Origin of the sequence: Lysobacter sp. 1R34A (assembly GCF_051217035.1) — a bacterium.
In the GTDB taxonomy this organism is placed as follows: Bacteria; Pseudomonadota; Gammaproteobacteria; order Xanthomonadales; family Xanthomonadaceae; genus Lysobacter.
Genome location: NZ_JBPKJP010000016.1, coordinates 1 through 25,258, shown reverse-complemented (window position 1 = coordinate 25,258; position 25,258 = coordinate 1). Strand labels below are relative to the sequence as shown.

The 25,258-nt window shown below is 69.6% G+C and carries 22 protein-coding genes; 12 read left to right on the top strand and 10 right to left on the bottom strand.

The window, feature by feature from the left end; genetic code table 11:
• Nucleotides 1-18: 18 nt before the first annotated feature.
• Nucleotides 19-2,553 carry a DEAD/DEAH box helicase gene (locus ACSAMQ_RS06840; RefSeq protein ID WP_435394942.1) on the bottom strand — a complete coding sequence of 845 codons (2,535 nt, stop codon included), beginning with the start codon at nt 2,551-2,553 and terminating at the stop codon, nt 19-21.
• 369 nt (nt 2,554-2,922) lie between these two features.
• On the opposite strand from ACSAMQ_RS06840, the gene ACSAMQ_RS06835 reads away from it, so the two are divergent.
• The 5 genes from ACSAMQ_RS06835 to ACSAMQ_RS06815 all read left to right on the top strand — a co-directional run bounded on the left by ACSAMQ_RS06835 (nt 2,923) and on the right by ACSAMQ_RS06815 (nt 8,333).
• Nucleotides 2,923-3,471, top strand: coding sequence for a hypothetical protein (locus tag ACSAMQ_RS06835; protein WP_435394941.1), 549 nt, complete (start codon nt 2,923-2,925; stop codon nt 3,469-3,471).
• A gap of 194 nt (nt 3,472-3,665) precedes the next feature.
• Nucleotides 3,666-5,126, top strand: a complete 1,461-nt coding sequence (locus tag ACSAMQ_RS06830; protein ID WP_435394940.1) for an Hsp70 family protein — start codon at nt 3,666-3,668, stop codon at nt 5,124-5,126.
• 100 nt (nt 5,127-5,226) lie between these two features.
• Nucleotides 5,227-6,324 carry a hypothetical protein gene (locus tag ACSAMQ_RS06825; protein ID WP_435394939.1) on the top strand — a complete coding sequence of 366 codons (1,098 nt, stop codon included), beginning with the start codon at nt 5,227-5,229 and terminating at the stop codon, nt 6,322-6,324.
• Entirely contained in the window at nt 6,321-6,938 is a 618-nt protein-coding gene (locus ACSAMQ_RS06820) for a DUF938 domain-containing protein (protein ID WP_435394938.1), read from the top strand. Before ACSAMQ_RS06825 ends, ACSAMQ_RS06820 begins: the two co-directional genes overlap by 4 nt.
• A gap of 24 nt (nt 6,939-6,962) precedes the next feature.
• Nucleotides 6,963-8,333, top strand: coding sequence for a hypothetical protein (locus tag ACSAMQ_RS06815; protein WP_435394937.1), 1,371 nt, complete (start codon nt 6,963-6,965; stop codon nt 8,331-8,333).
• Here ACSAMQ_RS06815 and ACSAMQ_RS06810 read toward each other — a convergent pair.
• Both ACSAMQ_RS06810 and ACSAMQ_RS06805 read right to left on the bottom strand, forming a co-directional pair.
• Complete coding sequence (locus ACSAMQ_RS06810) at nt 8,243-8,863, bottom strand: YiiX family permuted papain-like enzyme (RefSeq protein ID WP_435394936.1); 621 nt, start codon at nt 8,861-8,863, stop codon at nt 8,243-8,245. The two genes, ACSAMQ_RS06815 and ACSAMQ_RS06810, sit on opposite strands and share 91 nt — an antisense overlap.
• 7 nt (nt 8,864-8,870) lie before the next feature.
• Complete coding sequence (locus tag ACSAMQ_RS06805; RefSeq protein WP_435394935.1) at nt 8,871-9,413, bottom strand: GNAT family N-acetyltransferase; 543 nt, start codon at nt 9,411-9,413, stop codon at nt 8,871-8,873.
• A gap of 146 nt (nt 9,414-9,559) precedes the next feature.
• Here ACSAMQ_RS06805 and ACSAMQ_RS06800 point away from each other — a divergent pair, with 146 nt between their 5' ends.
• Nucleotides 9,560-10,387 (top strand): nucleotidyltransferase domain-containing protein, encoded by an 828-nt coding sequence (locus tag ACSAMQ_RS06800; protein WP_435394934.1) that lies wholly within the window; start codon nt 9,560-9,562, stop codon nt 10,385-10,387.
• Between the two features lie 155 nt (nt 10,388-10,542).
• Here ACSAMQ_RS06800 and ACSAMQ_RS06795 read toward each other — a convergent pair whose 3' ends face one another.
• From ACSAMQ_RS06795 to ACSAMQ_RS06785, 3 genes are all read right to left on the bottom strand, one after another.
• Nucleotides 10,543-11,169, bottom strand: coding sequence for a thymidine kinase (locus ACSAMQ_RS06795; protein WP_435394933.1), 627 nt, complete (start codon nt 11,167-11,169; stop codon nt 10,543-10,545).
• A gap of 107 nt (nt 11,170-11,276) precedes the next feature.
• Nucleotides 11,277-12,032: a hypothetical protein gene (locus ACSAMQ_RS06790; protein ID WP_435394932.1), complete on the bottom strand. Its 756-nt coding sequence runs from the start codon at nt 12,030-12,032 to the stop codon at nt 11,277-11,279.
• 91 nt (nt 12,033-12,123) lie between these two features.
• On the bottom strand, nt 12,124-12,921 hold the full coding sequence (locus ACSAMQ_RS06785; protein WP_435394931.1) for a hypothetical protein: 798 nt from the start codon (nt 12,919-12,921) through the stop codon (nt 12,124-12,126).
• Nucleotides 12,922-13,054: 133 nt separating this feature from the next.
• Here ACSAMQ_RS06785 and ACSAMQ_RS06780 point away from each other — a divergent pair, with 133 nt between their 5' ends.
• The 5 genes from ACSAMQ_RS06780 to ACSAMQ_RS06760 all read left to right on the top strand — a co-directional run bounded on the left by ACSAMQ_RS06780 (nt 13,055) and on the right by ACSAMQ_RS06760 (nt 18,757).
• Nucleotides 13,055-15,037, top strand: a complete 1,983-nt coding sequence (locus ACSAMQ_RS06780) for a UvrD-helicase domain-containing protein (RefSeq protein WP_435394930.1) — start codon at nt 13,055-13,057, stop codon at nt 15,035-15,037.
• Between the two features lie 302 nt (nt 15,038-15,339).
• Nucleotides 15,340-16,365, top strand: a complete 1,026-nt coding sequence (locus tag ACSAMQ_RS06775; protein WP_435394929.1) for a DUF4272 domain-containing protein — start codon at nt 15,340-15,342, stop codon at nt 16,363-16,365.
• Nucleotides 16,366-16,673: 308 nt separating this feature from the next.
• Complete coding sequence (locus tag ACSAMQ_RS06770; RefSeq protein WP_435394928.1) at nt 16,674-17,174, top strand: GNAT family N-acetyltransferase; 501 nt, start codon at nt 16,674-16,676, stop codon at nt 17,172-17,174.
• A gap of 56 nt (nt 17,175-17,230) precedes the next feature.
• Entirely contained in the window at nt 17,231-17,719 is a 489-nt protein-coding gene (locus tag ACSAMQ_RS06765) for a RidA family protein (RefSeq protein ID WP_435394927.1), read from the top strand.
• A gap of 126 nt (nt 17,720-17,845) precedes the next feature.
• Nucleotides 17,846-18,757 (top strand): 5'-nucleotidase, lipoprotein e(P4) family, encoded by a 912-nt coding sequence (locus ACSAMQ_RS06760; RefSeq protein ID WP_435394926.1) that lies wholly within the window; start codon nt 17,846-17,848, stop codon nt 18,755-18,757.
• A 266-nt stretch (nt 18,758-19,023) separates the two neighbouring features.
• On the opposite strand, the gene ACSAMQ_RS06755 is transcribed toward ACSAMQ_RS06760, so the two are convergent.
• The 4 genes from ACSAMQ_RS06755 to ACSAMQ_RS06740 are packed head-to-tail and all read right to left on the bottom strand — an operon-like array spanning nt 19,024 to nt 23,677.
• On the bottom strand, nt 19,024-20,046 hold the full coding sequence (locus ACSAMQ_RS06755; protein ID WP_435394925.1) for a Csu type fimbrial protein: 1,023 nt from the start codon (nt 20,044-20,046) through the stop codon (nt 19,024-19,026).
• Nucleotides 20,043-22,406: a fimbria/pilus outer membrane usher protein gene (locus tag ACSAMQ_RS06750; protein WP_435394924.1), complete on the bottom strand. Its 2,364-nt coding sequence runs from the start codon at nt 22,404-22,406 to the stop codon at nt 20,043-20,045. The genes ACSAMQ_RS06755 and ACSAMQ_RS06750 overlap by 4 nt, the downstream gene beginning before the upstream one ends.
• 4 nt (nt 22,407-22,410) lie before the next feature.
• Nucleotides 22,411-23,163 (bottom strand): fimbrial biogenesis chaperone, encoded by a 753-nt coding sequence (locus ACSAMQ_RS06745; RefSeq protein WP_435394923.1) that lies wholly within the window; start codon nt 23,161-23,163, stop codon nt 22,411-22,413.
• 13 nt (nt 23,164-23,176) lie between these two features.
• On the bottom strand, nt 23,177-23,677 hold the full coding sequence (locus tag ACSAMQ_RS06740) for a Csu type fimbrial protein (protein ID WP_435394922.1): 501 nt from the start codon (nt 23,675-23,677) through the stop codon (nt 23,177-23,179).
• 358 nt (nt 23,678-24,035) lie between these two features.
• Here ACSAMQ_RS06740 and ACSAMQ_RS06735 point away from each other — a divergent pair, with 358 nt between their 5' ends.
• Nucleotides 24,036-24,977, top strand: coding sequence for a hypothetical protein (locus ACSAMQ_RS06735; protein WP_435394921.1), 942 nt, complete (start codon nt 24,036-24,038; stop codon nt 24,975-24,977).
• Nucleotides 24,978-25,258: the final 281 nt, after the last annotated feature.

The following is a 25,258-nucleotide window of genomic DNA, read 5'->3' as shown; positions in this document are numbered from 1 at the left end:
GCTTGGCGATATCGATGCTCACGCGTCCCCGCTCCTGACGAGCTCGCTCTCGACGAGCTCGTTATCGACGAGCTCGCCCTGATCGAGGTGGCCTTCGCCGAGCAGACTCAGCACCCGGCGCGCGAGCGATTTCGGCGTGTTTTCGCTGCGGGTTTCGTCGACCGCCAGGATCGGGCCGACGCAGGCCGGGCAGCCGGCGCGGCAATCGCAGCGTTCGATCAGCTCGCGCGCGCGCGTCACCAGTTCGGCCTGGCGCAGCCACAGCGGCTCGCTGAGGCCCACGCCGCCCGGGAAGTTGTCGTACAGGTAGACCGTCGGCACGAACTGCTGCAGCTCCAGCGAGGCCATCGAGCCGCCCGGCACCAGCTCATGACCATTGCCGCGCAACTGCCCGCGTCCGCCGGCATCCTGGGTCGCGAACCAGGCGCCGTCGCCGTTGCCGACCGACTTCTGCAGGTCGCGCGCGTCGGCCATCACCGCGACCGTGGCGACCACGTGCAGGGCATGGGCGGCGCCGAGAAATCCGTCCAGCGCGTCCTGTTTCGAGTCGAAGCGCGACAGCAATACGCCTTGCGGCAACTGCCACCACACCGCGGTCGTATGCAGCTCCTGGTCGGGCAGATTGACCGGTCCGTAGCCGATGTTCTCGTGGGTGTAGTAACGGATTTTCTTATAGCCGGCGACGCGCCGCACCACGTGGACCTCGCCGTGGTGGCTGTCGCCGCGCCCGGCTTCGCCGCCGTCGAAGCGGTCCAGCACCTTGAGCTTGGTGTAGTCGATCGAGTCGGTGTAGTAGTCGACGTGGGTGCGGGTGACGTAGGCCTTGCGGCCTTCCCAGTCGAGGCGCTCGACCTGATAGGGCAGCGACTGGATCATGTGGATCGCGCCCTCGTACAAGGTCAGCGCGGCGGCCGAGTAATCGACCTCGGCGATGATCGCCTGGCGGCCGTCGCTGCGGTCGACCACGACGAAGTTGCCGTCGGCGACCGAGCGCAGGCTGACCGCATTGGCCGGGTAGCTGTCGGCGATCCACTCCCAGCGCTCGCCTTCGCGATGGACCACGCCGGTCTCGGCCAGCGCCTGCAGATATACCTCCGGGTCGATCGGGCCGAACGACTCGCCGTGCTGGAACGGCAGCTCGAAGGCGGCGCAGCGGATGTGGTCGAACAGGATCAGCGGCTGGTCCGGGGCGATCCGCGCGTGTTCGGGCGGGGCGTCGGCGAAGAAGTCCGGGTGCCGCACCACGTACTGGTCGAGCGGTTGCGAATTGGCGACCAGCACGCCGAGCGAGGGCTGCTGGCGGCGCCCGGCGCGGCCGAAGCGCTGCCAGGTCGCGGCGACCGAACCCGGATAGCCGTTGAGCACCACCACGTCGAGGCTGCCGATGTCGACGCCGAGTTCCAGCGCCGAAGTCGAGACGATGCCGTCGATGCGGCCGTCGCGCATCGCCCGTTCGGCTTCGCGCCGCTCGGTCGGCAGGTAGCCGCCGCGGTAGGCGCGGATGCGCGCGGGCTTGCGCGGGTCGTGGTCGAACACGTCCTTGAGGTATTTGGTCAGCACCTCGACCATCAGCCGGGTCTGGGCGAACACCAGGGTCTTGAGTCCTGCCTTGATCGCGATGCGGGCGATGCGGTTGCTCTGCGAGCGCGCCGAAGCGCGCAGGCCGAGGTCGGGATTGACCACCGGCGGGTTCCACAGCAGCACGTGCTTGTCGCCGGTCGGCGCGCCGGAATCGAGGATCGCGCGCACCGGCTGTTCGATCAGCGCCTGCGCATGCGCCTGCGGGTTGCCGATCGTCGCCGAGCACAGGATGAATTGCGGCGCGACGCCGTAGAACGCGCAGATGCGCTTGAGCCGGCGCAGCACGTCGGCGACGTGGCTGCCGAACACGCCGCGATAGGTGTGGATTTCGTCGATGACGATGTAGCGCAGGTTCTCGAAGAACTGCGCCCACTTGGTGTGATGCGGCAGGATCGCCTGGTGCAGCATGTCCGGGTTGGACACGACGATGTCGCCGTGCAGGCGGATCGCCTGGCGCGCATCGCCGGGCGTGTCGCCGTCGAAGGTGAAGGCCTTGACCCCGAGGTCGCCGGCGCGGTTGAGTTCCAGCAGTTCGGCGACCTGGTCTTGCGCGAGCGCCTTGGTCGGGAACAGATACAGCGCCTTCGCGCCCTGGGTCATCGCCGCGGCCACCACCGGCAGGGTGTAGCACAGCGACTTGCCCGAGGCGGTCGGGGTGACCACCGCGACGTGTTCGCCGGCCTGGGCCGCCTCCCAGGCTTCGGCCTGGTGGCTGTAGAGGCGTTCGATGCCGCGCGCGCGCAGCGCCGCCTTGAGCGGCTCCGGCAACGCCTCCGGCAGCGGCGCATAGCGGCCCTCGCGGCCGGGCAGGGTGAAGCGTCCGGTGATGCGGTCGCGGTAACGGTGCTGCAGGCGGTCGGCCAGCGCGCCGCCGTGGCGTGCGTCGACGGCCTCGTCGGCGCGCGCCAGGGCGCGCTGCGCGGCCGCGGCCGGGACGAGGTCGCGAGGGGACGGATCGATCAGGGCGGACATATCGGGGCGGGGCGCCGGCTGCAGGGACGGAGTCTCGTTGTACGCGACGATAATCTCAGTCCATGAGACGGCGTGCCGGCCGCGGTCTGCCGCCATGAACGATTCACCGTTCGTGTCGAACGCCTTCGCGGTCCGCGCCGTTGTTGGGCGGGCGTGGCGCGGCTGCCGCTCGTCGTGGACGCATCGGTGGCGACGCCTTCAGAATCGGCGGCTGCGGGAATTCGGTTCGGCCGGGCCGCGCGTATGACGGCATGCCGCACGCCGAAGACAGACCGGCGTGATCCGGTTCCGTCATCGTCTGCCTGGGCAACGCGATCGAGGGTGAGCGTTGCAACCGACAACTCAGCGCCAGCAAATGGAGATTAGACCGTGACTGACGAGAAGAAAGGATGCCCGACCGGTGTACGTTGTTCGCATAGGCGCTTGAATTCGGGCCGACCCCCGCTGTCGAATGCCATCGCATCGGCTTGCGTGGTGATTGCCGCGCTGACGGCGCACAGCCCGTATGCCGCAGCCCAGGCCAAATCGGACGACCAAGCCGTAGCCCCCATGGGCAGCGGAAAAGCGGCGGCGACCTTCGCAAGCAAGGATCGACTCGAGATAGAAGCGATGCTGACCGACAAATTGCAGCGCGTCGTCGATCGTCAGAAGCGTCTGGAAGGACAGGGTCGGGCCGTTCGCGTCAAAGCGACCCTCGACACCGGCAGCAAGGCTCTCGTCATCGACCTGAGCAAGGCCTACGTGCCGAAGTTCAATGGCGGGCGGTTCGAAGACCAACAGCACGAGCTGGCGATGGTCGCGATGTCGACCCTGCGCGGAACGGTCGCTGTCGATGAGATCAGATTCCTGTTCGATGGCGCGAGCATCGATCGGTACCTTCCGCAGGACGCGGTTCCGCCGCCGCAACCGCGGCCGTAGCGGGAGAGCGTGCCGGCCCTGCGATCGCGACCGGCCGAGCGCTCCGCGGCAGCGTCGCTGTGTCGCCTGGCAAACCTACGGCGTCCGGCGGCGACTCGGCAGGCGCCGGCACACCGCCGCTAATCCGCCGACGGTTCAGCCCCGGCGGGCCGCGGCCCTGTATCCTTGCGCGCCGCAGAACGCTCAGTCGTCCCATGAAGATCGGTATCGATTTCGGCACCAGCTATTCGGCCGCCGCGGCCCTCGTCGACGGCGAGGTCCGTACGATCCGCTTCGGCGAGGAGCGACAGTTCCGCACCACAGTGTATTTCCCGGAGGCGGTGCCGGACCCGAGCCAGTTCGAGCTGACCGACGCGCTCGAAGCCGAGGTCGAGGCGCAGGTGCGCAATGCGCGCACCCAGCAGACCCGTGCGATCAACGAGGCGCAGGCGCGGCGCGAGCACGCCGCGCGACTGCCGGTGGAGCAACGCGAGGCGGCGCTGGCGATGATCCCGACGCCGGCGCAGCGTTCCGAGCCGGACCTGCGCCGCGACGCCATCCGCGCGGTGCGCCGGCAGTGGCTGGAACAGCAGGTGCGCGAGGCGCGCGCCTCGGCGGCCTCGTTGCAGAACGCGGTCTACGGCGAGGAAGCGGTCGAGGCCTACCTCAGCGAAGGCTTCGGCAACCTGGTGCAGTCGCCCAAGTCGATGCTCGGCTACCAGCTCGCGCCGCATGTGCGCCAGACCATCGTCGGCATCGCCGGCTACATCCTCGAACACATCCGCCTGACCGCCGGCCAGCAACTCGGCGCCAACGTGCGCCGCGCGGTGCTCGGCCGCCCGGTCCAGTTCCGCAGCTCGCTCGGCGCGGCCGGCGGCGACCAGGCCCTCGAGATCATGACCGAGGCGGCCGCCAGCGCCGGCTTCGACGAGGTCAGCTTCCTCGAAGAACCGGTCGCGGCGGCGCTGGGCTATCACGCCCAGAGCGCCGCACGTCACCGCACCCTGGTGGTCGACATCGGCGGCGGCACCACCGACATCACCCTGGCCGAAGTCGGCGGCCCGCAGGCGCCGGTGGTGCTGGGCTCCTGGGGCATCGCCCGCGGTGGCGTCGACGTCGACCTGTCGCTGAGCCTGTCGCGCTTCATGCCGCTGTTCGGCAAGGGCGCGACGCGGGTGCCGGCGCACCATTACGTCGAGGCCGCGACGGTCCACGACGTGGTGCGCCAGCGCGAGTTCCAGCGCCGCGACAGCTACCGCGAAGTCGACGCGCCGTTCGGCCCGCGCCTGATCTCGCTGCAGCAGGCCGGCAACACCACGCGCCTGAGCCGGGCGGTGGAATCGACCAAGATCCGGCTGAGCACGCAGGGCGACAGCCAGGCCGCGCTGGACTACATCGAGCGCGACCTCGCCCTGGCCTCGACCGCCGAGGACCTGGCCCGCGCCGCCGATCCTTTCCTCGGCAACCTGGCCGAACTGCTGCGCGAGGTCGGCGCCGAGATCGCCGCCGAGCACGGCGCGGCCCCGGCGGCGGTCTTCCTGACCGGCGGCATGTCGCGCGCGCCCTACGTGCGCGAAACCGTGCGCCAGTGCTTCCCGAACGCGCGCCAGGTCGCCGGCGACGCCTCGCTCGGCGTAGTCTCGGGGCTGGCGTTCGCGGCGGCGCGGGAGGCTTGATCGACGAAAGTCCGGCGCCAGGCCGCCGACCGCTGTCGGAACATGCCCAGGGCTATGGCAAGGTAGGAACACAGCGTGTGAGCTGCCAGGAGGCTGAGTCGTGCAGAAGGAATCGGTACACGTGCCGGCATCGGTGCCGGCGGTCCCCATGGAATGGGCGCTGGATAAGTTCAGGCAGCATCCCAAGACGGCGGTGGTGTCCGCTGCGACGCTGTGGGGCGGCGCGATCGTCCTCCACCATTTTTTTCGAATCGGGTACCTGCCGGTTCTTGCGTTAACGGATTTGCTCGGGGTGGTCATCGCCTCGGCGGCGATCGGACTGATTCTGCTGCTCGTAGTGATGGTCTTGCTGGTGTTTCCGGGCTTGATGCTGATCTTCTGGCGCCGCCAGGGCATCGGTCCGAAGACGGTCGTTCGTCTGCGAGCAGGCCAGCCGTTTCGCCGTCGCTGGAAGCACGAGTGCTATGCCCTGACGAGCGCGGCGGCTGCAGCCTTCGCCGCGGCGGTCTACAGCGCGATGTTGCTGTACGTCAAAGTCCCCTACCTCATCGTGCTGGTCTTGGTACCGCCCCTGACGGCGGTGGTGATGTTGGAAACCCCGCGTCGCGAGAGCTTCGTGATACAGCCGTTGCGCAAAATATCCGGGCTGTTTCTGTTTCAGTTCTACTGCTATGTGCTGGCGTGGTCGTTCATCGCCCTGATCCTGCTACTTTGGCAGCACGAACCGAGCGCGACGTTCTTGGCGAACACGGCCGTACTCGTGGTGACAGCGATCTTTCTACACGTAGTGATGTTGGCCGTAGCCGACATGCCTGGCCGGGCGAAGATCGTCGTGCCGGTGCTGATGGTGATCTACGTATTGGTATTCACCAGTTCATTGTCGATTGGGGCCGGCCGGATCATCGGTTTCTTCGGTCTAGGCCAGATTTCCCGCGTCGACATCGCATTGACCAAGTCCGGTTGCGATACGGTCAATGCGATCTGGAGCAAGCGTCCTTGCGTGGTGGTCAACGGCGGCAATCCGAGTTCGTACCTGTTGGCGGACGTGGATCTAGTCACGCGCATAGGGCCGCATTATCTGATTGGCGAGCGCGGCGTCGTCGCCGATCTCAACGATCGCCGCTTGATCCGCATTGCGATACGCAGCGAAGACGTGCTCGGATGGGCCCGGGTCAGAGAGGAAGGATCGCCGCCATGAAGCCCCATTCCCCCTCCTGCGACCGCAACCGCGATCCAATCCTCGAGGTGTTGCGCGAGCATTACGCCGGGCGCCGGCGGGTGCTGGAGATCGGCAGCGGCACGGGGCAGCACGCGGTGTACTTCGCCGCGGCGATGCCGTGGCTGAGTTGGCAGTGTTCGGACCGCGCCGAGTACCTGCCCGGCATCGCGCTGTGGCTCGACGAGGCGGGGTTGCCGAACACGCCGCCGGCGGTCGGGCTCGACGTGGCCTGGCCGCGATGGCCGGGCGAGGGCGAGGCGCCGCGCTTCGACGCGGCGTTCAGCGCCAACAGCCTGCACATCATGGGTTGGTCGCAGGTCGAGGCCTTCTTCGCCGGGCTCGGCCGGGTGCTGGCGGTGGACGCGACGGTGGTGGTCTACGGGCCGTTCAATTACCGCGGCGAATTCAGCAGCGACAGCAACCGCGAGTTCGACGGCTGGCTGAAGGCGCGCGACCCGCAGTCGGGGGTGCGCGACTTCGAGGCGGTCGATGCCCTGGCCGCGGCCATCGGGCTGCGTCTGGTCGCCGATCGGGCGATGCCGGCCAACAACCGTTGCCTGGTGTGGCGTCGGTCGCCGCCGCACAATGCCTGATCCCTCGGCTACCCGACTCCGGCCATGACGCCTCGCCTGCTTTGTCTGGCCCTGTTGTCGTTGCTGTTCTTGTCGGGCTGCGGCCGTGACTCGGCGCCGGCATCGCCCGAGACTGCAACCCACCCCTCGACCCAGACCGCCGACGCGCCGTGGCGGGTGTCGGCCTGGCCCTTGCAGGTCGACGCGGCGGCGGCTCAACCGGATCTGATCGCCACGCCCGATGGACGAGTGTGGCTGTCGTGGATCACCGGCGAGGCCGGCAAGTTCGCCTTGCGTTACGCCGTCGCCGATCGCGACGGCGGTTGGCCGCGGCCGCCGCAGTCGATCGCGGTGGGCGAGGACTGGTTCGTCAATTGGGCCGACACCCCGCATCTGGCGGTGAGCGCGGACGGCGCGGTGTGGGCGCATTGGCTGCAGAAATCCGCGCAGGCGCCGTACGCCTACGACGTGGTGCTGGTGCGCTCGGCCGACGGCCGCGCGCCGTGGTCGGCGCCGCTCAAGGTCAATACCGACGGCGGCCAGAGCGAGCACGGTTTCGTCTCGATCTGGCCCGACGGCGCCGACGCGGTCGGCATGGCCTGGCTCGATGGCCGCCACAGCAACAGCGGCGAGCGCGGTCACGGCGGCGGCCACGCGGCGGGCTCCGGCGCGATGAGCCTGCGCAGCGTGCGGATCGGCGCCGACCTGCATCGTTACGGCGAAGTCGAACTCGACGCCATGACTTGCGATTGCTGCCAGACCGACGCGGCGATGACCGCGCGCGGCCCGCTATTGGTCTATCGCGACCGCAGCGAGGGCGAGGTGCGCGATATCGCCGTCACCCGTCGCGACCGCAGCGGTTGGACGCAGCCGAAGCTAGTGCATGCCGACGGCTGGGTCATGCCGGCCTGCCCGGTCAACGGACCCTCGGTCAGCGCACGCGGCGAAAGCGCGCTGGTGGCCTGGTACACCGCCGCGGGCGACACGCCGACGGTGCAGGCGGCCTACAGTCGCGACGCCGGCGATCGCTTCGGCCCGCCGCTGGTGCTCGACCGCGGCGAACCGGTGCAGGGACGGGTCGACACCGCGCTGAGCGCCGATGCGGCCTGGGTGCTGTGGCTGCGCGAAGAGCGCGGCGGCCAGAGCCTGCAACTCGCGCGCCTGGCGCCGGATCTGTCGCGGGTGCGCCAGCGCATCGAGGTCGCGCGCCTGCAGGGTCGCGGCCGCGGCACCGGGTTCGCGCAGATGGCGGTGACCGGCGAGGCGGTCCACGTGGTCTGGACCGACTATGTCGGCGGCGCGGCGGTCCTGCGCGGAGCGCGGGTTCAGCCCGAGGCGACGGTGGTCAGCAAGGGCGAATCGAACATCGCCGCCGGCGAGATCACCGGTTCGGCCAGCGGCACCCGTTCGCCGTAACGCTCGCGCAGCTTGGCCTTCACCGCCGGATCGTCGAGCTTGAAGCTGCGCAGCGGCTGCAGCGCGCCGATGCGCAGGCCCAGGGCGCGGTCGTACAGCTTCCAGACCAGCTCCGAGCAATAGATGCGCTGGTCCGACCATTCGAATGCCAGGTCGTAGCGTCGCCCGCGAAAGGCGTCCGCGGCATCGCGCAGCTGGCTCGCCTGCCGCGCGTTCAAGGGCGTGCGCAGGCGCTTGAGCACGTAATGGCCGCCTTCGCCGCGTGCGATCCAGCGCTGCAAGGGGGTGTAGGCGACCGGATCGATCGCCTCGAACACGTAGGGCTGGCCGTCGCGATGCAGGATCATCCCCATGTGGCTGTAGCGCGAGCCGGTCGCGTGCTGGATCGCCTGGCTCTGCGAGGAGCGCGAGACATGGAAGATCACGTCGCCGTCGCGCACCTGCGGCGGCCGCGCCTCGGCGCAGCCGGCGCCGGCCAGGGCGAGCAGGGCCGACAGCAGCGCGCACGCGAGGGCAGGACGTGTCGTCATCGCCGGCTCAGCCGGCCGCCGCCGGCGCGGTCGAGAACAGCCGCAGTTCCTTGGCGTCCTCGCTCATGCGGACCATGCCCTCGAAGCGCAGGCCCAGCCGCTCCAGCACTTTGATCGAAGGTTGATTGTCGGGGTCGGTGATCGCCAGCACCCGCGACAGCGCCAAGGCTTCTCGCGCATGGCGCAGCACCGCCTCGCCGGATTCCAGCGCATAGCCGCGCGACCAATGGCGCGGCAGGAAGGCGTAGCCCAGGTCGGGGTCGGGCAGGGTCTCGCGCCGCAGCAGCCCGCACATGCCGATGACCTCGCCGCTGTCGCGCAGCTCCACCCGCCACAGGCCGTAGCCGTGGCGCGCGTAGCTCTGCGACGGGCCGTCGAGGATGTAGCGGATCGCACCGTCGAGATCGCGCACGCCGCGGTCGCCGATGTTGGCGATGAAAGAGGGTTCGTTGAGCAATTCGAGGATGAAGCCGGCATCGTCCGGCGTCAGTTCGCGCAACAGCAGGCGTTCGGTCTGGATCGGCGCGGTGGGCGGCATTTTGGGCGGCATCGGCGGCATCGGGTTCGCTGGGGTGCGGCGTGCGCTCTCGCCGCCGGGGTCGGTGCACGATACGCCAGCGCGCCGCGTCCGCGCAGCATCGGAACGCGCCCGGGTTTGCGCTACCCTGCCGGGCCACGCACCGGCAGGTCCCGGCCATGGATTCCAGCGACGCGGTCCAGAACATCCACCCGGTTTCGGACGAAAAGCGGCGCGCGGTGCTCGCCGCCCTGGAGGCGGTCGAACGCGAGCACGACGTGCGCATCGTCTATGCCTGCGAATCCGGCAGCCGCGGCTGGGGTTTCTCCTCGCCCGACAGCGACTACGACGCCCGTTTCGTCTACGTCCATCGCCGGCCCTGGTATCTGACGGTCAACGAACGCACCGGGCCCGGCGAGCCGCAGCGCGACGTGATCGAGCTGCCGATCGACGACGAACTCGACATCAGCGGCTGGGACCTGCGCAAGGCGCTGCGGCTGCTGTCCAAGTCCAACCCGACCCTGTCGGAATGGCTGCGTTCGCCGATCGTCTACCGCGAGGACGGCACGCTCAGCGCCGGACTGCGGACCCTGGCCGACGAGTTCTACTCGCCGGTCGCCGCCTGGCACCACTACTTCAGCCTGGCCCACGGCACCTCCCGCGCGCACCTGGGCGGCGAACACATCCGCACCAAGAAATACCTGTACGTGCTGCGCCCGGTGCTGGCCTGCCAGTGGATCGAACGCGAGCAGGGCCCGCCGCCGATGGCGTTCGAGGATCTGCTGGAACGCCTGCTGCCCGACGGCGAAGTGCGCGAGGCGATCGAGGCCTTGCTGGCGCGCAAGCGCCACAGCGCCGAGGTGTCGGCCGGGCCGCGCGTGCCGGCGATCAGCGACTTCCTCGGCGCCGAGCTGGAACGCATGCAGGCCTTGGGGCAGTCGCTGCCGGCGGCCAGCGGGCGGGCGGACCGGCTCGACGGGTTTTTTCGGTCGGCCTTGGTGGATTAGGCGAGGCTGCTAGGGGCGCCGGCGGTCGAGGGTTCGCGGTCGCGGCTTGCGCCGCACCTACCCAGGAGCGACGCCAGCAAGGGTAGAGCGGCGCGAGCCGCGACCGCGCCGATGCGATGACCGCGCAAGCTTCAGTGCGCGAACCGCTGGCCGCCTTACCTGGACAACTGCAGCGACTGCTGCAAAGGCTCGATCGTGCCCTCGCCGCGCATGACCTTCTTGTACTCGGCGCGCGACACCGACACGTAACGGTCGTTGCCGCCGATCTCGACCTGCGGCCCGTCCTGCACGGCGCGGCCGGCTTCGTCGACGCGCACGGTCATGGTCGCCTTCTTGCCGGAATGGCAGATGGTCTTGATCTCGGTCAGCTCGTCGGCCCAGGCCAACAGATACTGGCTGCCTTCGAACAGCTCGCCGCGGAAGTCGGTGCGCAGCCCGTAGCACAGCACCGGAATGCGCAGGTCGTCGACGATTTCGCTGAGTTGCCAGACCTGCGAGCGGGTGAGGAACTGGGCCTCGTCGACGAGCACGCAATGCAGCTGCCCGTGCGCGGCGATGTCGGCGCGGATCAGCCGTTCCAGGTCGGCATCGTGGCCGAAGGCGACCGCGTCGGCGCGCAGCCCGATCCGCGAGGCCACCGTGCCGCTGCCGGCGCGGTCGTCCAGGCGCGGGGTCAGGATCGCCACGCGCATGCCGCGTTCCTGGTAGTTGTGCGCCGACTGCAGCAGCGTCGTGGTCTTGCCGGCGTTCATCGCCGAATAATAGAAATAGAGCTTGGCCATGGCCGCAGTTTAGGGCGCGGCGCGGCGCCGCCACAGACTTGACGCGCGGCGCCCGGCACTGAAGGGCGCGGTCCGCCCATTCAGTCGGGCCGCGCGCCGGTGTCGCGTCAGTGGGGACGCGGCGGGTCGTTCGTGCCCTGCGCGGCGGGCGGCGGCAGCGCGGCGCCTTCCGGATTCATCGCCTCGACATCGCCGATGTTGACCGTGCCGCCGAGTTTCAGCCGCCACAGCCGGTCCTGGCGCTGCCAGTACTGCTCGGCGTTCCAGTTGGCGTCGGCGTACAGCCCGCCGGTCAGGGCGACCGCGCCGGAGGCGTCGCGCTGCCCGGCCAGCACGCCGACGTCGGTGCCGATATGGCTGCCGGTGATCTGGTTGCGCAGGCGTTGCAGGCGGCGGGCGTAGCGCGGCTTGACCGTCGGATCGCCGTACTCGCGATACAGCGCCGGGCCCTGTTCGAGCGCGCGCTGGCGCTCGGCTGCGCTGAGCTGCGCCCAATAGCGTTCGCGCAGGCCGACCAGGTCGCGATAGCCGCGTTCGGCGGCGAGGTCCATCCAGACATAGGCCAGGGCCCGGTCGGCCGGCACGCCTTCGCCCTTCCAGTACATTTCCGCGACCAGGCCTTGCGCGGGCTTGTCGCCGAAGTAGCCGGCGCGGCGGAAATGATCGAAGGCGACCGCGTGATGCCCGCGCCGATACGACTGCAGGCCAAGCTGGCGGTATTCGACGTCGGGATGCAGATGCATGTAGCCGACGTCGGCCAGCCCGGCATCGGCGGCCGGATCGGGGCCGGTCGGCGTCGCCGCCGGACTGGCGCCCGCCGCCAATGAGAGAGCGAACAGACCCACGATCAGACGTCCTGTCACGGCAAGCGCTCCGGTGCTCGCGCCGGGCGGAAGGCCGGCGCGGCGGCGAGGGTAGCAAGCCCGGGCCGAGCGCGCAGCCGCGTCGCGCGCTTCAGGGGCGCTGGCCGCTCATGATCTGCTCCAGGATGCCGACTTCGACGCTGCTGCCGCTTTGCCAAACCGCGTCCTCGACCGCCCAGTAGCGGCGAGTGTCCAGGCGCCACTCGGCGTACATCGGGCGCAGGTCGATCGCGTCGCCGGGGTCGAAAAGGTCCGAGCCGCCGCGCGAGGCGAACACGCGCAGGTTGCCGGTGCTCAGGCCGGCCGGGCTGCCGGTGATGCGGCTGCGGGCGCGGGCGACTTCGCGCTCCATGCGCGGCTTGGCGACTTCGTCGGCGTACTCGTCGAAGATCGCCACACCCACCTGCAGAGCGCGCTGGCGTTCGCTCTCGTCGAGCTCTTGCCAGATCTTCTCGCGCAGCAAGACGAACTGCGGATAGCCGCGCTCGGCGGCGAGGTCGGCCCAGGCATAGGCGAGGGCGCGGTCGTGCGGCACGCCGAGGCCGTGCCAGTACATCAGGCTGAGCCGGTGCTGCGAGTACTTGTCGGCATAGCGCGCGGCGCGGCGGAAGAAACGCGAGGCGTCCCGCCACTGCCCGTGGCCGGCCGCGTCGGTGCCGTACAAGCGCCACAGTTCGTTGGGGTGGGTCGCCGACAGGCGCTGGCGGGCGTCGAACTCGCGCTGGCCGATGCGGTCGGTTTCGGCGCTGGCCAGCCGTTCCGGGGTCGCCTCGACCGGCGTCGAAGCGGTGGTGGGCATGCCGGCGGGCGCCGCACCGGCGGCCGGGCCGGCCAGGGCGGCCAAGGCCAGGCCGATGCCGGTCAGCCGGGCGACGAGATCACGTGTCATGGCGAGCTCCGACGAGGCCCGGCGCGGTGCGGGCCTGAGCCGCCCAGCCTACTCCAGCCGCCCGGTCCGGTCGTACCGGCCGGGCGGTTAGACTGTGCGGCCTGACCGGCCCTTGCCGGCGATCCGATACTCCATGCACGGTCTCAATCCTCCCCAGCGCGCCGCCGTCCTCAACACCGAAGGGCCCTTGCTCGTGCTTGCCGGCGCCGGCAGCGGCAAGACCCGCGTCATCGTCGAGAAGATCGCCCATCTGATCGCGTCCGGCCGCATGCCGGCCAAGCGCATCGCCGCGATCACCTTCACCAACAAGTCCGCCAAGGAAATGCGCGAGCGCGTGGCCAAGCGGATCCGCGGCGACGGCGCCGACGGACTGACCATCTGCACCTTCCATGCGCTGGGGCTGAAGTTCCTCCAGTACGAACACGCCAAGCTCGGCCTGCGCCGCGGCTTCAGCGTGTTCGACAGCGACGACAGCAACGCCCAGATCAAGGACCTGCTGCCGGCCGGCAGCAAGCCCGATGTGATCGACGAGATGCGCAACCTGATTTCGCGCGCCAAGAACTCCGGCCTGTCGCCCGCCGAAGCCATGCGCGAATCGCGCAGCGCGCGCGAGATCGAGGCGGCGACGGTGTACGAGATGTACCAGGCGCGCCTGACCACCTTCAACGCGGTCGACTTCGACGACCTGATCCGCCTGCCCGTGCAGTTGCTCGAAGCCGACCCCGAGGTGCAGCTGGCCTGGCGCGAACGCATCGGCTACCTGCTGGTCGACGAGTGCCAGGACACCAACGACGCCCAGTACCGGCTGCTCAAGGCTCTGGCCGGTCCGCGCGGCCTGTTCACCTGCGTGGGCGACGACGACCAGTCGATCTACGCCTGGCGCGGCGCCAACCCCGACAACCTGCTGGAGCTGGGCAAGGACTATCCGAACCTGCAGATCATCAAGCTCGAACAGAACTACCGCTGCAGCAACCGCGTGCTGCGCGCAGCCAATGCGCTGATCGCCAACAACCCGCACGAGCACCCCAAGACCCTGTGGAGCGACCAGGCCGACGGCGAGCGCATCCGGGTCTGGGAATGCCGCGACAGCGCCCACGAGGCCGAGAAGGTCGCCGCCGAAATCCAGTACCTGGCGCAGAAGAACGAGGCGATGTGGGCCGATTTCTGCATCCTGTTCCGCGGCAACCACCAAAGCCGCGCGCTGGAAAAAGCGCTGCAATTGTTGCGCGTGCCCTATCACCTCAGCGGCGGCACCGCGTTCCTGGAGCGCGGCGAGGTCAAGGACGCGCTGTCCTGGCTGCGCCTGATCGCCAACCCCGACGACGACGCGGCCTTTCTGCGCGCGGTGACCTCGCCCAAGCGCGAGATCGGTGCGACCACCCTGGCCAAGCTCGCCGAGATGGCGCAGCACGCGCAGCTGCCGATGTCGCGCATGGCCGAATCGATCAGCGCGATCAAGCAGCTCAGCCCGCGCGCCGGCACCGCGCTCGACGGCTTCGTGCAGATCCTGCGCTTCCTGCGCGCCGAAGCGCAGTGCATCAGCCCCGGCGAACTGGTCGGCGTGCTGGCCGAGCGCAGCGGCCTGCTGGCCTCGATCCGCGCCCAGTGCAAGGACGAGGCCTCGTTCCAGCGGCGCAAGGAAAACCTCGGCGAACTGTCGGGCTGGTTCGACGGCGGCAAGGGCGCGGGCCCGGGCGAACTGGCCGCGCAGCTGGCGCTGCTGTCGCATGCCGACAAGGGCGAGGCCGGCAATCAGGTGCGGTTGATGAGCCTGCACGCGGCCAAGGGCCTGGAGTTCCGTTACGTATTCATCGTCGGCGTCGAAGACGGCAACCTGCCGCACGACGCCAGCCTCGACGAAGGCCGCCTCGACGAGGAGCGGCGCCTGATGTACGTGGGTATCACCCGCGCCAAGGAAGCTTTGTACTTGTCGCATGCGCGCGAAACCCAGCGCTGGGGCGAACGCATCCGGCTCAAGCCGAGCCGCTTCATCGACGAACTGCCCGCGGCCGAATTGCAGCGCGACGGCGCCGACCCGGTCGCCGACGCGGCGCGCAAGCACGAGCGCGCGAACGCGGGGTTCGCGGCGATCAAGGCGTTGCTGGAGAACGGCTGAGCGGGGCGAGTCGGAGCGCCGAGAAAGTTCCCTCTGCCCCCGCTGGAAGGACGGGCGTGATGCAGGCGGTCGCCACAACGCCAAGCCGACCTGGCGACCCGACGACGGAACGCGCCGAAACCTGCCCCTTGCAGAAGGGGGCAGGCGCCCGCGTCGCGCCGACGTCAGCCGCGTGGCGGCGGTGCCCGGGATTTGCGGTTCGCGCGCCGCGCCCGGCGGCCTGCGCAAAGCGCAAACCCCGCCACGCCGGTTGCAGCCGAATCGGCTAGTCTTGCCGCACTCGTCCACGAACGCGCAACGACATGGCCCTGTTGATCAACGCCTACTCCACGCTCGCCGCGCCGCCGGCGCCGGATTTCCTCGCCGCGCCGCCGGCCTATCGCGACCGCAGCGATGCCGAACTGGTGCCGCATCTGCAGGGCTTCGTCGGCTACGTGCTCGGCACGCTCGCGGACGGCATGGACGCGCGCACCTTCGCGGTGATCCGCCATCTGCAGCGGGTACAGAGTCATTACAGCTTCGAGGTCGAGGACGGCGCGTTCGAGGCCCTGGCCTCGTGGGCGCAGGCCGCGAACGCGGTCTGCTTCCTGCCCGACGGCTCGGTGCGCGACCCGGCCGGGCAAGTGCTGGTCAGCCAGGGCGAGCCCGCGGTCGATGCCGATTCGGCGCTGCCGTATCCGGCCGACGCGCGCGAACGCAAGGCGCGCAGCGAAGCCGAATTGCAGGCGCTCGGTGCGACCGTGCCGGCGCATCTGCCGCCGGTGCTCGGCGCCGGCGAAGTGCGCCTGCGCACGCCGGAGGAGGCCATGCGGCGCATGCTGGCGCTGACCGCGGTCGCGGTGCGCGCCGAATCGCTGGGCAGCGACCCGCTGTCGGCGGCTGAAATCGCCCTCAAGCTCGGCCCGGGCGTCGCCGCGCTGACCCCGGCCGAGCGCGAATTCATCGATGCCGAAACGCCCGACGAGGAAACCTGGGCCAATCACGGTTGGCGCTACGAAAGCGCGGCGTTGCTGCAGTGGGCGCTGGGCCTGACCGAGACGCTGCCGCCTCCGACGGCGATCTGCGATGCCGGCGAGGTCGCCCAGACCGCGATCGAACACGCCGACGAAGCCCGGATCGCCGCCGCGCGGCTGCGCCCGGTGCCGGAACTGCTCGACGCCCTCGATGGGATCTATCGCCGTCATTGGCTGGTCCGCCAGGCCCGCCTCGACGAAAAAGCGCCGCCGGCCGACCTGCACCCGAGCATCGTCTACGAGCGCCATTACGCGCTCAACTGGCTGCTGCGATTCGACGAGCAGGAGTGGGACGAGGTGGGGACGCCTACGTGAGGCTGGGAACGAGTTAAGAGGAACGAGTAACGAGTCGCAGCAGTTGTCGCATCGCTCTCGTTGCTCGTTGCTGACCACTCCTCAGGCGAGAAGTGGGCCAAGAGGAGTGAGTAGCGAGTGGAAGCAGCGCCCTCCTCACTCCTCGCTACCAACTTCTAGTTCCTAGTTCCCAGTTCCTAAGTTCCTCGGGCAAGACGTCCTCGCTCCTCTCACTCCTCATTCCTCACTCCTCTTGACTCACTTCCAGCTCCTAGTTCCTTCCCCTGGTTCCTCGGCCCCCACCCACCTCCAGCCCCCAGCCCGTCGCCATGCCCCCCTACACCATCCGCGACGCCACGCCCGCCGACCACCCGGCGGTGCTCGCGCTCAATCTCGAGTCCGAGGCCTTGATGAGTCCGCTCGATGCGCCGCGGCTGGCCGATCTGGACCGGCAGGCGGTTTATCACCGGGTGGTCTGCGACGGCGACGCCGTGGTCGCGTTCCTGCTCGCGTTCCGCGAAGGCGCCGACTACGACAGCCCGAACTATCGCTGGTTCTCCGAGCGCTACCCGGCGTTCATCTACGTCGACCGCATCGCCGTCGCCGCCGGCCACCGCGGGCGCAAGCTCGGCGGCCTGCTGTACGACGATCTGTTCGGCTTCGCCCGCGAACAGGGCTTCGACCGGGTCGTCTGCGAGTTCTACATCGTGCCGTTCAACGAAGCCTCCAGCCGCTTCCACGCGGGCTACGGTTTCGGCGAAGTCGGCACGCAATGGGTCGCCGGCGATACCAAGCAGGTCTCGCTGCAGGTCGCGCCCGTGCCGGCGTAGGCACTGAAGCCCGCCGAAGCCACTATCCCAATCGAAACCCAACTGCCGGAGTGGTCATGCGCCTAGCCCTGTCGATCCCGTTGCTGCTCGCCGTCGCCGCGCACGGCGCCATCGCCGGCGAAACCCGCAAGCCTGAGTTCCTGAACAAGCCCGAATTCCTGCGTTCGCCCGACCCGGCCGCGGCCAAGCTGCCGTTCTCCGAAGCGGTGCGCAGCGGCGACCTGCTGTTCCTGTCGGGTCAGATCGGCACCGTGCCCGGCGGCGATAACGCGCTGGCCCAAGGCGGCATCGCCGCCGAAGCCGAGCAGACCTTGCGCAACGTCCGCCAGGTGCTCGAACGCCATGGCGCCTCAATGAGCGATGTCGTCAAATGCACGGTGTTCCTGGCCGACATCGCCGACTGGCCGGCCTTCAACGAGGTCTACCGCAAGCACTTCAGTGCGCCGTTCCCGGCACGCAGCGCCTTGGCCGCGTCCGGGCTCGCCCTGGGCGCGAAAGTCGAAGTGGAATGCATCGCCCAGGCGCCGCCGCGCGAGCGCCGCTGACCGGCCGGGCCGCGGGAGCGCGGAAGAGCGCCGCAGCGCCCTGAACCATCGCGGCCGAGCCGGCAATCGACAGGGTTTTGCCACGGGGCCTACACTCCCCGCCTTGCCACGACCGAGCGCCCGCGCATGCAGACCCGCGCCTTGCCCCTGACCGTCCTCGCCTGCGCGCTCACCCTGAGCGCGTGCAAACCGGCGACCCCGCCGGCCGCACCCGCGGCTTCGGCGGACACCAAGCCCGCCCCGGCCGCCGCGCCGGCCGCGACCAGCGCCGACGACAACCTCAACGCGGTGCTGTGGATGCAGCGCTCGGTCGAATACCGCGCCACGACCGAGACGGTCTATCGCGCGGCCGCCGACAAGCTCGACACCGCGCTCAAGCAGCCCAACTGGGATGCGCTGGTGCCCGACGAGCGCGGCAACCCGGTCAAGGGGCTGAAGCCGGCCGTGATCATGGACGTCGACGAGACCGTGCTCGACAACTCGCCGTATCAGGCGCGCCTGGTGCGCGACGGCAAGGAATACGACGAAGTCACCTGGGACGCCTGGGTCGCCGAGAAGAAGGCCAAGCCGCTGCCGGGCGTGGTCGATTTCGCCAAGGCCGCGCAGGCCAAGGGCATCACCATCCTGTATCTGTCCAACCGCGCAGTGCACCTCAAGGAAGCCACCTTGGCCAACCTGCGCAGCGCCGGCCTGCCGGTCGCCGACGACCAGGTGTTCCTCGGCCTCGGCACGGTGGTCGAAGGCTGCGAGCAGAACGGCAGCGAGAAGAATTGCCGCCGCCTGCTGGCCGGGCGCCAGTACCGCGTGCTGATGCAGTTCGGCGATCAGCTCGGCGACTTCGTCCAGGTCGTCGCCAACACGGCGGAAGGCCGCGACGCTTTGCTGCAGCAGTACCACGACTGGTTCGGCGAACGCTGGTGGATGTTGCCGAACCCGAGCTACGGCTCGTGGGAGGCGATGACCTTCAACAACGACTTCAGCCAGCCGCGCGAAACCCGCCGCCAAGCCAAGCGCGCCGCACTCGATCTGGCGCCGTGACGCGGTCTCAGGCGTAACGGCGACGATCTATTGATATTAATCAATAAGTTACATCGCAACACTTCAGGTGTTGCATTAACTTTGGCGCGGCGTTAGGCTGCGCCCATCCCGGTGCCAGTCGGGGCCATGCCACAACTCGTAATCTTCCGGCGCAAGCCGGCTTGAAGGAGGCCTTGCGCCTCCTTTTTCTTTTGCTTCGCGCCGCGTGCGGCCACGCGCCGTGGGTCCGTGCATCGCGACGCAAGGCCCATGCATCGGCGATGCGCTCAGTACGTCACCGTCACCGTGATGGTGTCGCTGTAGCCGCCGATGCTCGGCGCTTGCGCGCCGACGCGGCCGTACACCGGCAGCGACTGCGCGCCGCCGCTGCCGGTGCCGGCCAGGGTGTCGCTGCCGAGAGTGTTGCCCCAGCGCAGGGTGCGCGTGCTGTTGCGATACAACTCGTAGACCACGAACTGGCCGGCGCCGTTGCGCATCCGCCGGGTCGTGCCGCTGGCGTACAGGCCGTTGTTGAGGCCGATCTGCCAGGCGGTGCGGCCGCTGCAGACCAGGCCGATCGAGGTAGTCCGGTCGACGTTCGAGGTGATCGGGCCGGGCACGTTGCCGAAGGCCAGGTTGGGCACCGGCTTGGGCGTCAGGGTGCAGCTGTTCGGCACCGACCCGTTGACGGTGAAGGGGAATTGGCTGGGAGCGCCGGCGCCGGTGCCACCCGCGATGCACGAGGCGGGCATCCCCGGAGTACCGAGCAAGGCTTCGGCATAGCGGAACTCGATCAGGGTGTCGGCGGCGGCGGTGAAGCGATTGACGTAAGTGCCGGCATTGAGCCCGGACTGGGCCGGGATGCGGCCGTACAGGGTCGCGTTAAGGGTCTGGCTGCCACCGAGCAAAGGCACGGCATAACTGAATTCCAATAGCAACGGATTGGGCACGGTGGCACTACCGCGCGAGCCCCAGATCGCAGTGCGCGCGGGATCGGTGTAAAGCTGCATGTTCATCGGATCGCCGAAGCCGTTGATCATGCGGCGCGGATTGAGCGTGCCGCCGCCGTCGGTGCCGCTGCGGATGCTCAGGCACATGCTGACTTTGGCATTGGCGAGCAAGGACAAACCAAAGGTGTTGCAGGTGACGGTTAGGGTTGCGGTCGCATCGGTAACGCCGCCGCTGGTCGGCGCGAAATTGAGATTGGTCATCGTGCCCGTGCAGGTCGTCGCCGCCGATGCGGGACGCGCGAATAGCGACAGCACCAGCATCAGCATCAGGCACGACATTGCGAACCGTAGACGATTCATGGCGACACCTGCCTCTGGCAGATCAGCGGGCCGATGCGCGGCACGCCGCCGCCGGCGGGATAGTCGAAGCGCACGCTGCAGGGCCCGTCGGCGGTATCGACGCGCACGGCGTTGTGCTCCTGCAGATTGTCGAAGTAGGTTTCGCCGTCGTAGCCGACCACCACGTTCGCGCTCGCATTCGAATCCGCATTCGTGCCCGCGTCGAGCCGCACGCGGCTGCCGACCGGCAAGGGTTCGCCGCGGGCATCGTGCAGCACCACCACCGCGGCGCGGACTTGCTCGATGCCGAAGCGCACCAGGGTGCCGGAGCGGTCCTGGGGCGTGGCCTGCACTTCGACCCGGTCCAGTCGCAGGTCGGCCGGCAGTTCCATCGGGTCGATCGCGATGCGGTTGCGTTGCCAGGCATTGAGCGGCGTCACCAGCAGCATGCCGTCGCGGTCGGTGCGGCCGATCGGGCGGTTCTCGAGCAGCACCGGCACGTCGGCGCGGCCGTCGGTCGATACCACCGCGAACGCGTCGCTGACGTTGCGCGCGGCGAAGGCGTGGCCGCCCATCCACACCAGCGAGCCGCTGGCGCTGGCATAGCCGTAGTCGACATCGCCCTGGCGCGCGAGGCCGAGGCTGTAGCGCCCGAACGAGGTCAGCCAGCCGGCTTCGGCCAGGCCGCCTTCTTCGCCGTCGCCGCCGCGCGCCTGCAGGCGCCAGCCGAAGCCGCCGTCGCCGGGCATCGGCCGGCTCAGGTCGAGCACCGCCTGGTCGCGGCCGCGGTTGCGCTGCGCCGAGGCGCTGAGCTGCAGGCTGCGATCGAAGTTCATCGAGAAGCCGAGGTAGACGCTGCGGTCCTCGGAGCGGTCGAGGTTCTGGTTGTAGGACAGGCTGAAGGTCGCGCCGCTGCGGAAGTTGCGCGACCAGGTCGCGCTGCCGTAGCGGGCCGGGGTTTCGCCGCGATAGAGCAGGCGCACGTAACTCAGGCCGATGCTGCCGAGCCGGGTATCGTTCCAACTCGCCACCGCGCGCTCGCTGACCCGCGGGGGAGCGAGGCCGTAGCGCGAGGCGACGTCGCGATACGCGCCGTGCGTGCGCTGGGTGTCGGCGGCGAGGTTGAAGCGTCCGTTGCTCCAGTTGTAGGCGGCGGCGTACAGCCAGCCGGCCTCGTGGCGATGGTCGTGGCGACTCTGGCCGTGAGCGAGCGAAGCGCTGACCACGCCGGCGCGGCCGAGCAGCCAAATCCCGCCGAGGCCGCCGTTGACCACGCCGTCGCCGCCTTCGGCATGCGCCTCGACGGTGAATTCGTCGCTGACGCCATAGCGCAGGTCGGCGCTGGCGAGCGGCTCGTTGCCGTAGGCGAACGAACGCAGGGCGTAATCCTCGCGCGCCAGGCCCAGGCTCAGCGACCAATCCGACAGGCCCTTGGCCAACAGTTGTTGGGCGGCATAGAACGGGAAATCGATCTGGCGGGTGCGGCCGAAGGCGTCGGTGACGACCAACTGCGCGTTGCCGGCGCCGGTGATGCCGGGAATGGTCGCGAGCTGGAACGGGCCCGGCGGCAGCTCGCCGCTGTATTGGCGGATGCCGTTGACGTACAGGTCGACCGCCGAGGGCACCGCGACTTCGCCGAGAAAAGTCGGCAGCGGCGTGGTGATGCGGTACGGCTGCAGGCCGAAATCGCGGCCGATGCGTACGCCGCCCAGGCGCAGCGGCCGGGTCCAGTCGAGCTGGCCGCTGATCACGTCGCCGACGCTGACGCTGACCATCGAGCCCGGCGAGGACCAGCGCCAGCTGCTGTCCAGGCGCACCGAATCGGTCCGACGCGGTTCGTCCTCGCTGCGATGGCTGCGGGTCACCGCGGTCTGGCTGAAGACGCCGCGGCCGAGGCCGAACGCACGCAGTTCGGCGAAGGCGCTGGTGCTGTCGCCGTGGTCGTCGCGGCTGCTGTAGAAGTCGTAATTGAGCAGCAGGCCGGGCGAAGCGCTCGCATCGGGGACATCGGTGCCCGGTGCGTTGAGGCGGGTGGTGGCCAGCGACAACAGCGACAGCGGCGCATCGATCGCGACGCGCTGCAGCGCCGCGTCATAGCGCACGGCGACGCCGGGCAGGCTGTCGGGCGCCAGCGACTCGGCCTCGCCACGGCCGTCGAGGGCGAAGCCGATCTGGCGCAGGGTGGCGACACTGGCGAACAGGCGGCCGTCGCGCAGCTCGAACGGTTGCGGCGTGCCGTAAGCGGTCTGGTTGAGGCTGACTTCGAGATAGAGCTGCAGCGGTGCGCTGGCGGCGTTGCTCTCGCCGGCGCGGGCCAGGATCAACGGCGGCAGTTCCGCCGCAAGGCTCGCGGACGATGCCAGGAGCAGGCCGGCGGACATGGCTTCAGCGAGCCGGCGGGTCCAGCGCCAGCGTCCGCTCGGTCGATTCGCCATTGATCCTCGCCTTGAAGGTGCCCGGCGCGCGCAGCAACTCGGCCGGCGCCGCCAGCGTCCAGCGCATGCCTTGGCCGGCCAGGGCGTAACCCAACAGGCCCGACCCGATCGGATGGCGGCCTCCCTGCGCGTCGACGAAAACCAGATCGGCCAGTTGCGCGTGCTGGCCGCCGCGGTTGCGTACGCTCAGGCGCGGCTGTTCGCCTTCGAAACTCAGTTGCGCGCGCAGCTCCGGCGCGCTCGGCGCCTCGCCGGCCGGCGCGAGGAACACCGGCACCGAATAGCGAAGGACGAATTGCAGGCCGCCTGCGTGTTCCTGGTCGCCGGGCGGCAGTTCGTCGACGATCAGCCGATAGCTTTCCTCGGCCGCGGGCGGCGCGCCGAGCCGGATCACCCGCACCAACTGGCGGGCGCCGGGCGCCAGTTCCAGCATCGGCGGGCTGATCGCCAGGGCACGGGTGGCCTCGAAGCGTTCTTCGTTGTTTTCCTGGACCCAGCGGAACACCCGCACCTGCGCCTGCACCGGTTTGCTGCCGGTGTTGCTGAGCCACAGGCCGTCGGCGCGCTGCCTGGCCTGCAGGGTCAGGATGGTGGGCGTGACCTGCAGCCCGGTCGCGGCGACCGGCGCCCATCCCAGCGCGCCCCATAGCGCCGCGGCGGCGAGAGCGGCGCGGACGGCATGAACGAGCCGGCGGCCGCTCATCGTCCGGTCCCGGTCAGTAGGTCACCGTGGCGGTCACCACGTCATTGTAAGTAGCAGCGGGAAAGTTCGCGCTCGGCGTCCTCCCGTAGACCGGCAGGTTCTGCGCCGCGCCGGTGCCGGTGCCCGCGAGGACGTTGCCGCCGCCGCCGGTGGTGCTGCCCCAGACATCGCCGGCGCCGCGCGCGGCGGCGCGATACAGCTGGTAGGGCACTTCGTTGGTGCCGTCGCTCATCGCGCGGCTGTTGACGTCGGCGCCGTTCTGGCCGTTGTCGAGCGCGATCGTATACGCCGTGCCCGGCGTGCAGTTCACGGTCAGCTGGCCCTGCTGGTCGACGTTGGTCGCGGTCGAGGCGACGCTGCCGAAATTGACGTCGGTGGCGGCGACGGTGTGGATGTCGCAGCTGCTGGTGATGGTGATGGTGACGTCGAACTGGGTGGAGTCGTCGGCGGCGTAGGCGGGTGCGGTGCCGGCGAGAAGGAGGGCGGCGAACAGACGGGTCGAGGTAGGACGCATGGATCGGTGCTCCTGCGCTGATTGCGCTCTGACGTTCCGGCGTTTTGCCGGTCTGCCTGGTTAAGAACGCATAAAACATGCCATGCAGGGCAAATTATCCGGACATATGCGGACAAACGGTGACTCAAGTCACGCGATGTGAGCTAAGGCCTATTCAGTAATATATTCGTGACCAGAATCACGTTTCCTTGGTGAGGCCGCTGCCACGCCCGACCCGACGCAGCACGTCAACTAATGTGCTTCGTGGTCAGTGCCGCGAGTGACGGCTTGTGTCGGCCGGGGTGCGCCGCCAAGATGCCCGTCCGCGACTGGGGAGCCGCACCCGATGCCCAACGTCCGACGCGCATGTATCGCGCTGGTGTCGACCGCTGTCCTGTTGGCGGCGGCCGGCTGTGAGCGCGCCGCGCCGCCGGCCGACCCGGTGCCGACCCTGCCGGCCCAGGCCGTGACCCAGTTGGTCGCCGACCTGCGCCGCAACGACCTGGCCGCCTATGCCCGCCATGCGGTCACCCCGGAGCTGCATGCCCGGCTCGAGAGCGCCTGGAGCGAAGGCCGCACGGTCTGGCCGCTGACCGAGCTGCCGCTGGACGACCGTTTCCCGAGCTTCATCGCCGCGCTCGCCGCCCAGGACGCCGAGCGCAGCCTGGTCGCGACCTATCGCCGCCAGTTCGCCGGCGCCGACAAGGAACTGCACTCGGCGGCCAAGACCATGGGCCTGTTCGCGATCCAGTACGTGCGCAGCGAAGCCGCCTACAGCGACACCGAGCGCGACCACCACGCGCAATTGATCGCCGCGCTCAGCGCCTGGGCGCAGGCCGCCCCGCTCGGCGATTCGGCGCGGGCACGGGTCGCGATTCCGCAGTTGGTCTCGGCCGCGCGCGCGACCGGACTGGCGGCGCCGGACGCGTTCGCACGCACCGGCATGGACCGCAGCCTGCGCCGGCTCGGGCCCTTCGCCGAACGGCTCAAGCAAGTGGTGAACACGTACGGCCTCGACCTCGATGCTGCCCTCGCCAGCGTGCAGGCCACCCTGGCCGAACAGACCGGCGACCGCGCCCGGGTGCGGGTGCGCTACCGACTCGCCGGCGAACCGGTCGATGCCTATGTCCTGGTCGAGCGCCGCGACGGTCGCTGGTACTTGAGCGACGTGCTGCGCCACGCCGAGAGTGAAGCCCAGGCGCCGCCGAAGCCGGCCCGGGCCGAGCCGGCGGCGGCCAAGGCCAAGCCGTCGCAGGCGACCGCCGCGGCGGCACCCACGCACGCGGCTTCCGTGCAGGCTCCCCCCGCGCAGGCGCGCTGAGCCCCGTCCGGCCTGGATTTCGCCGCATCGGCGAGGCCGGCGGAGGGCATATGCAGTCCCATTGGGCGGCCCGATCGGTCAGGCGCGCGCCGAGGCCGAATAGGCATAATGACCGGGATGCCGAAACAAACGCCCCTGCCTTTCCCCGACGCCGCTTCGGCCGAATCCGCACGTACGCCGGCCGATGGCGTCGATCCGGCGGCCGAACCGGCGACGGCCGATGCCGGGCCCGCCGGCCTGCCGCCGCACCGGGCGAGCCCGCCCGCCGATGACGCGGTCGA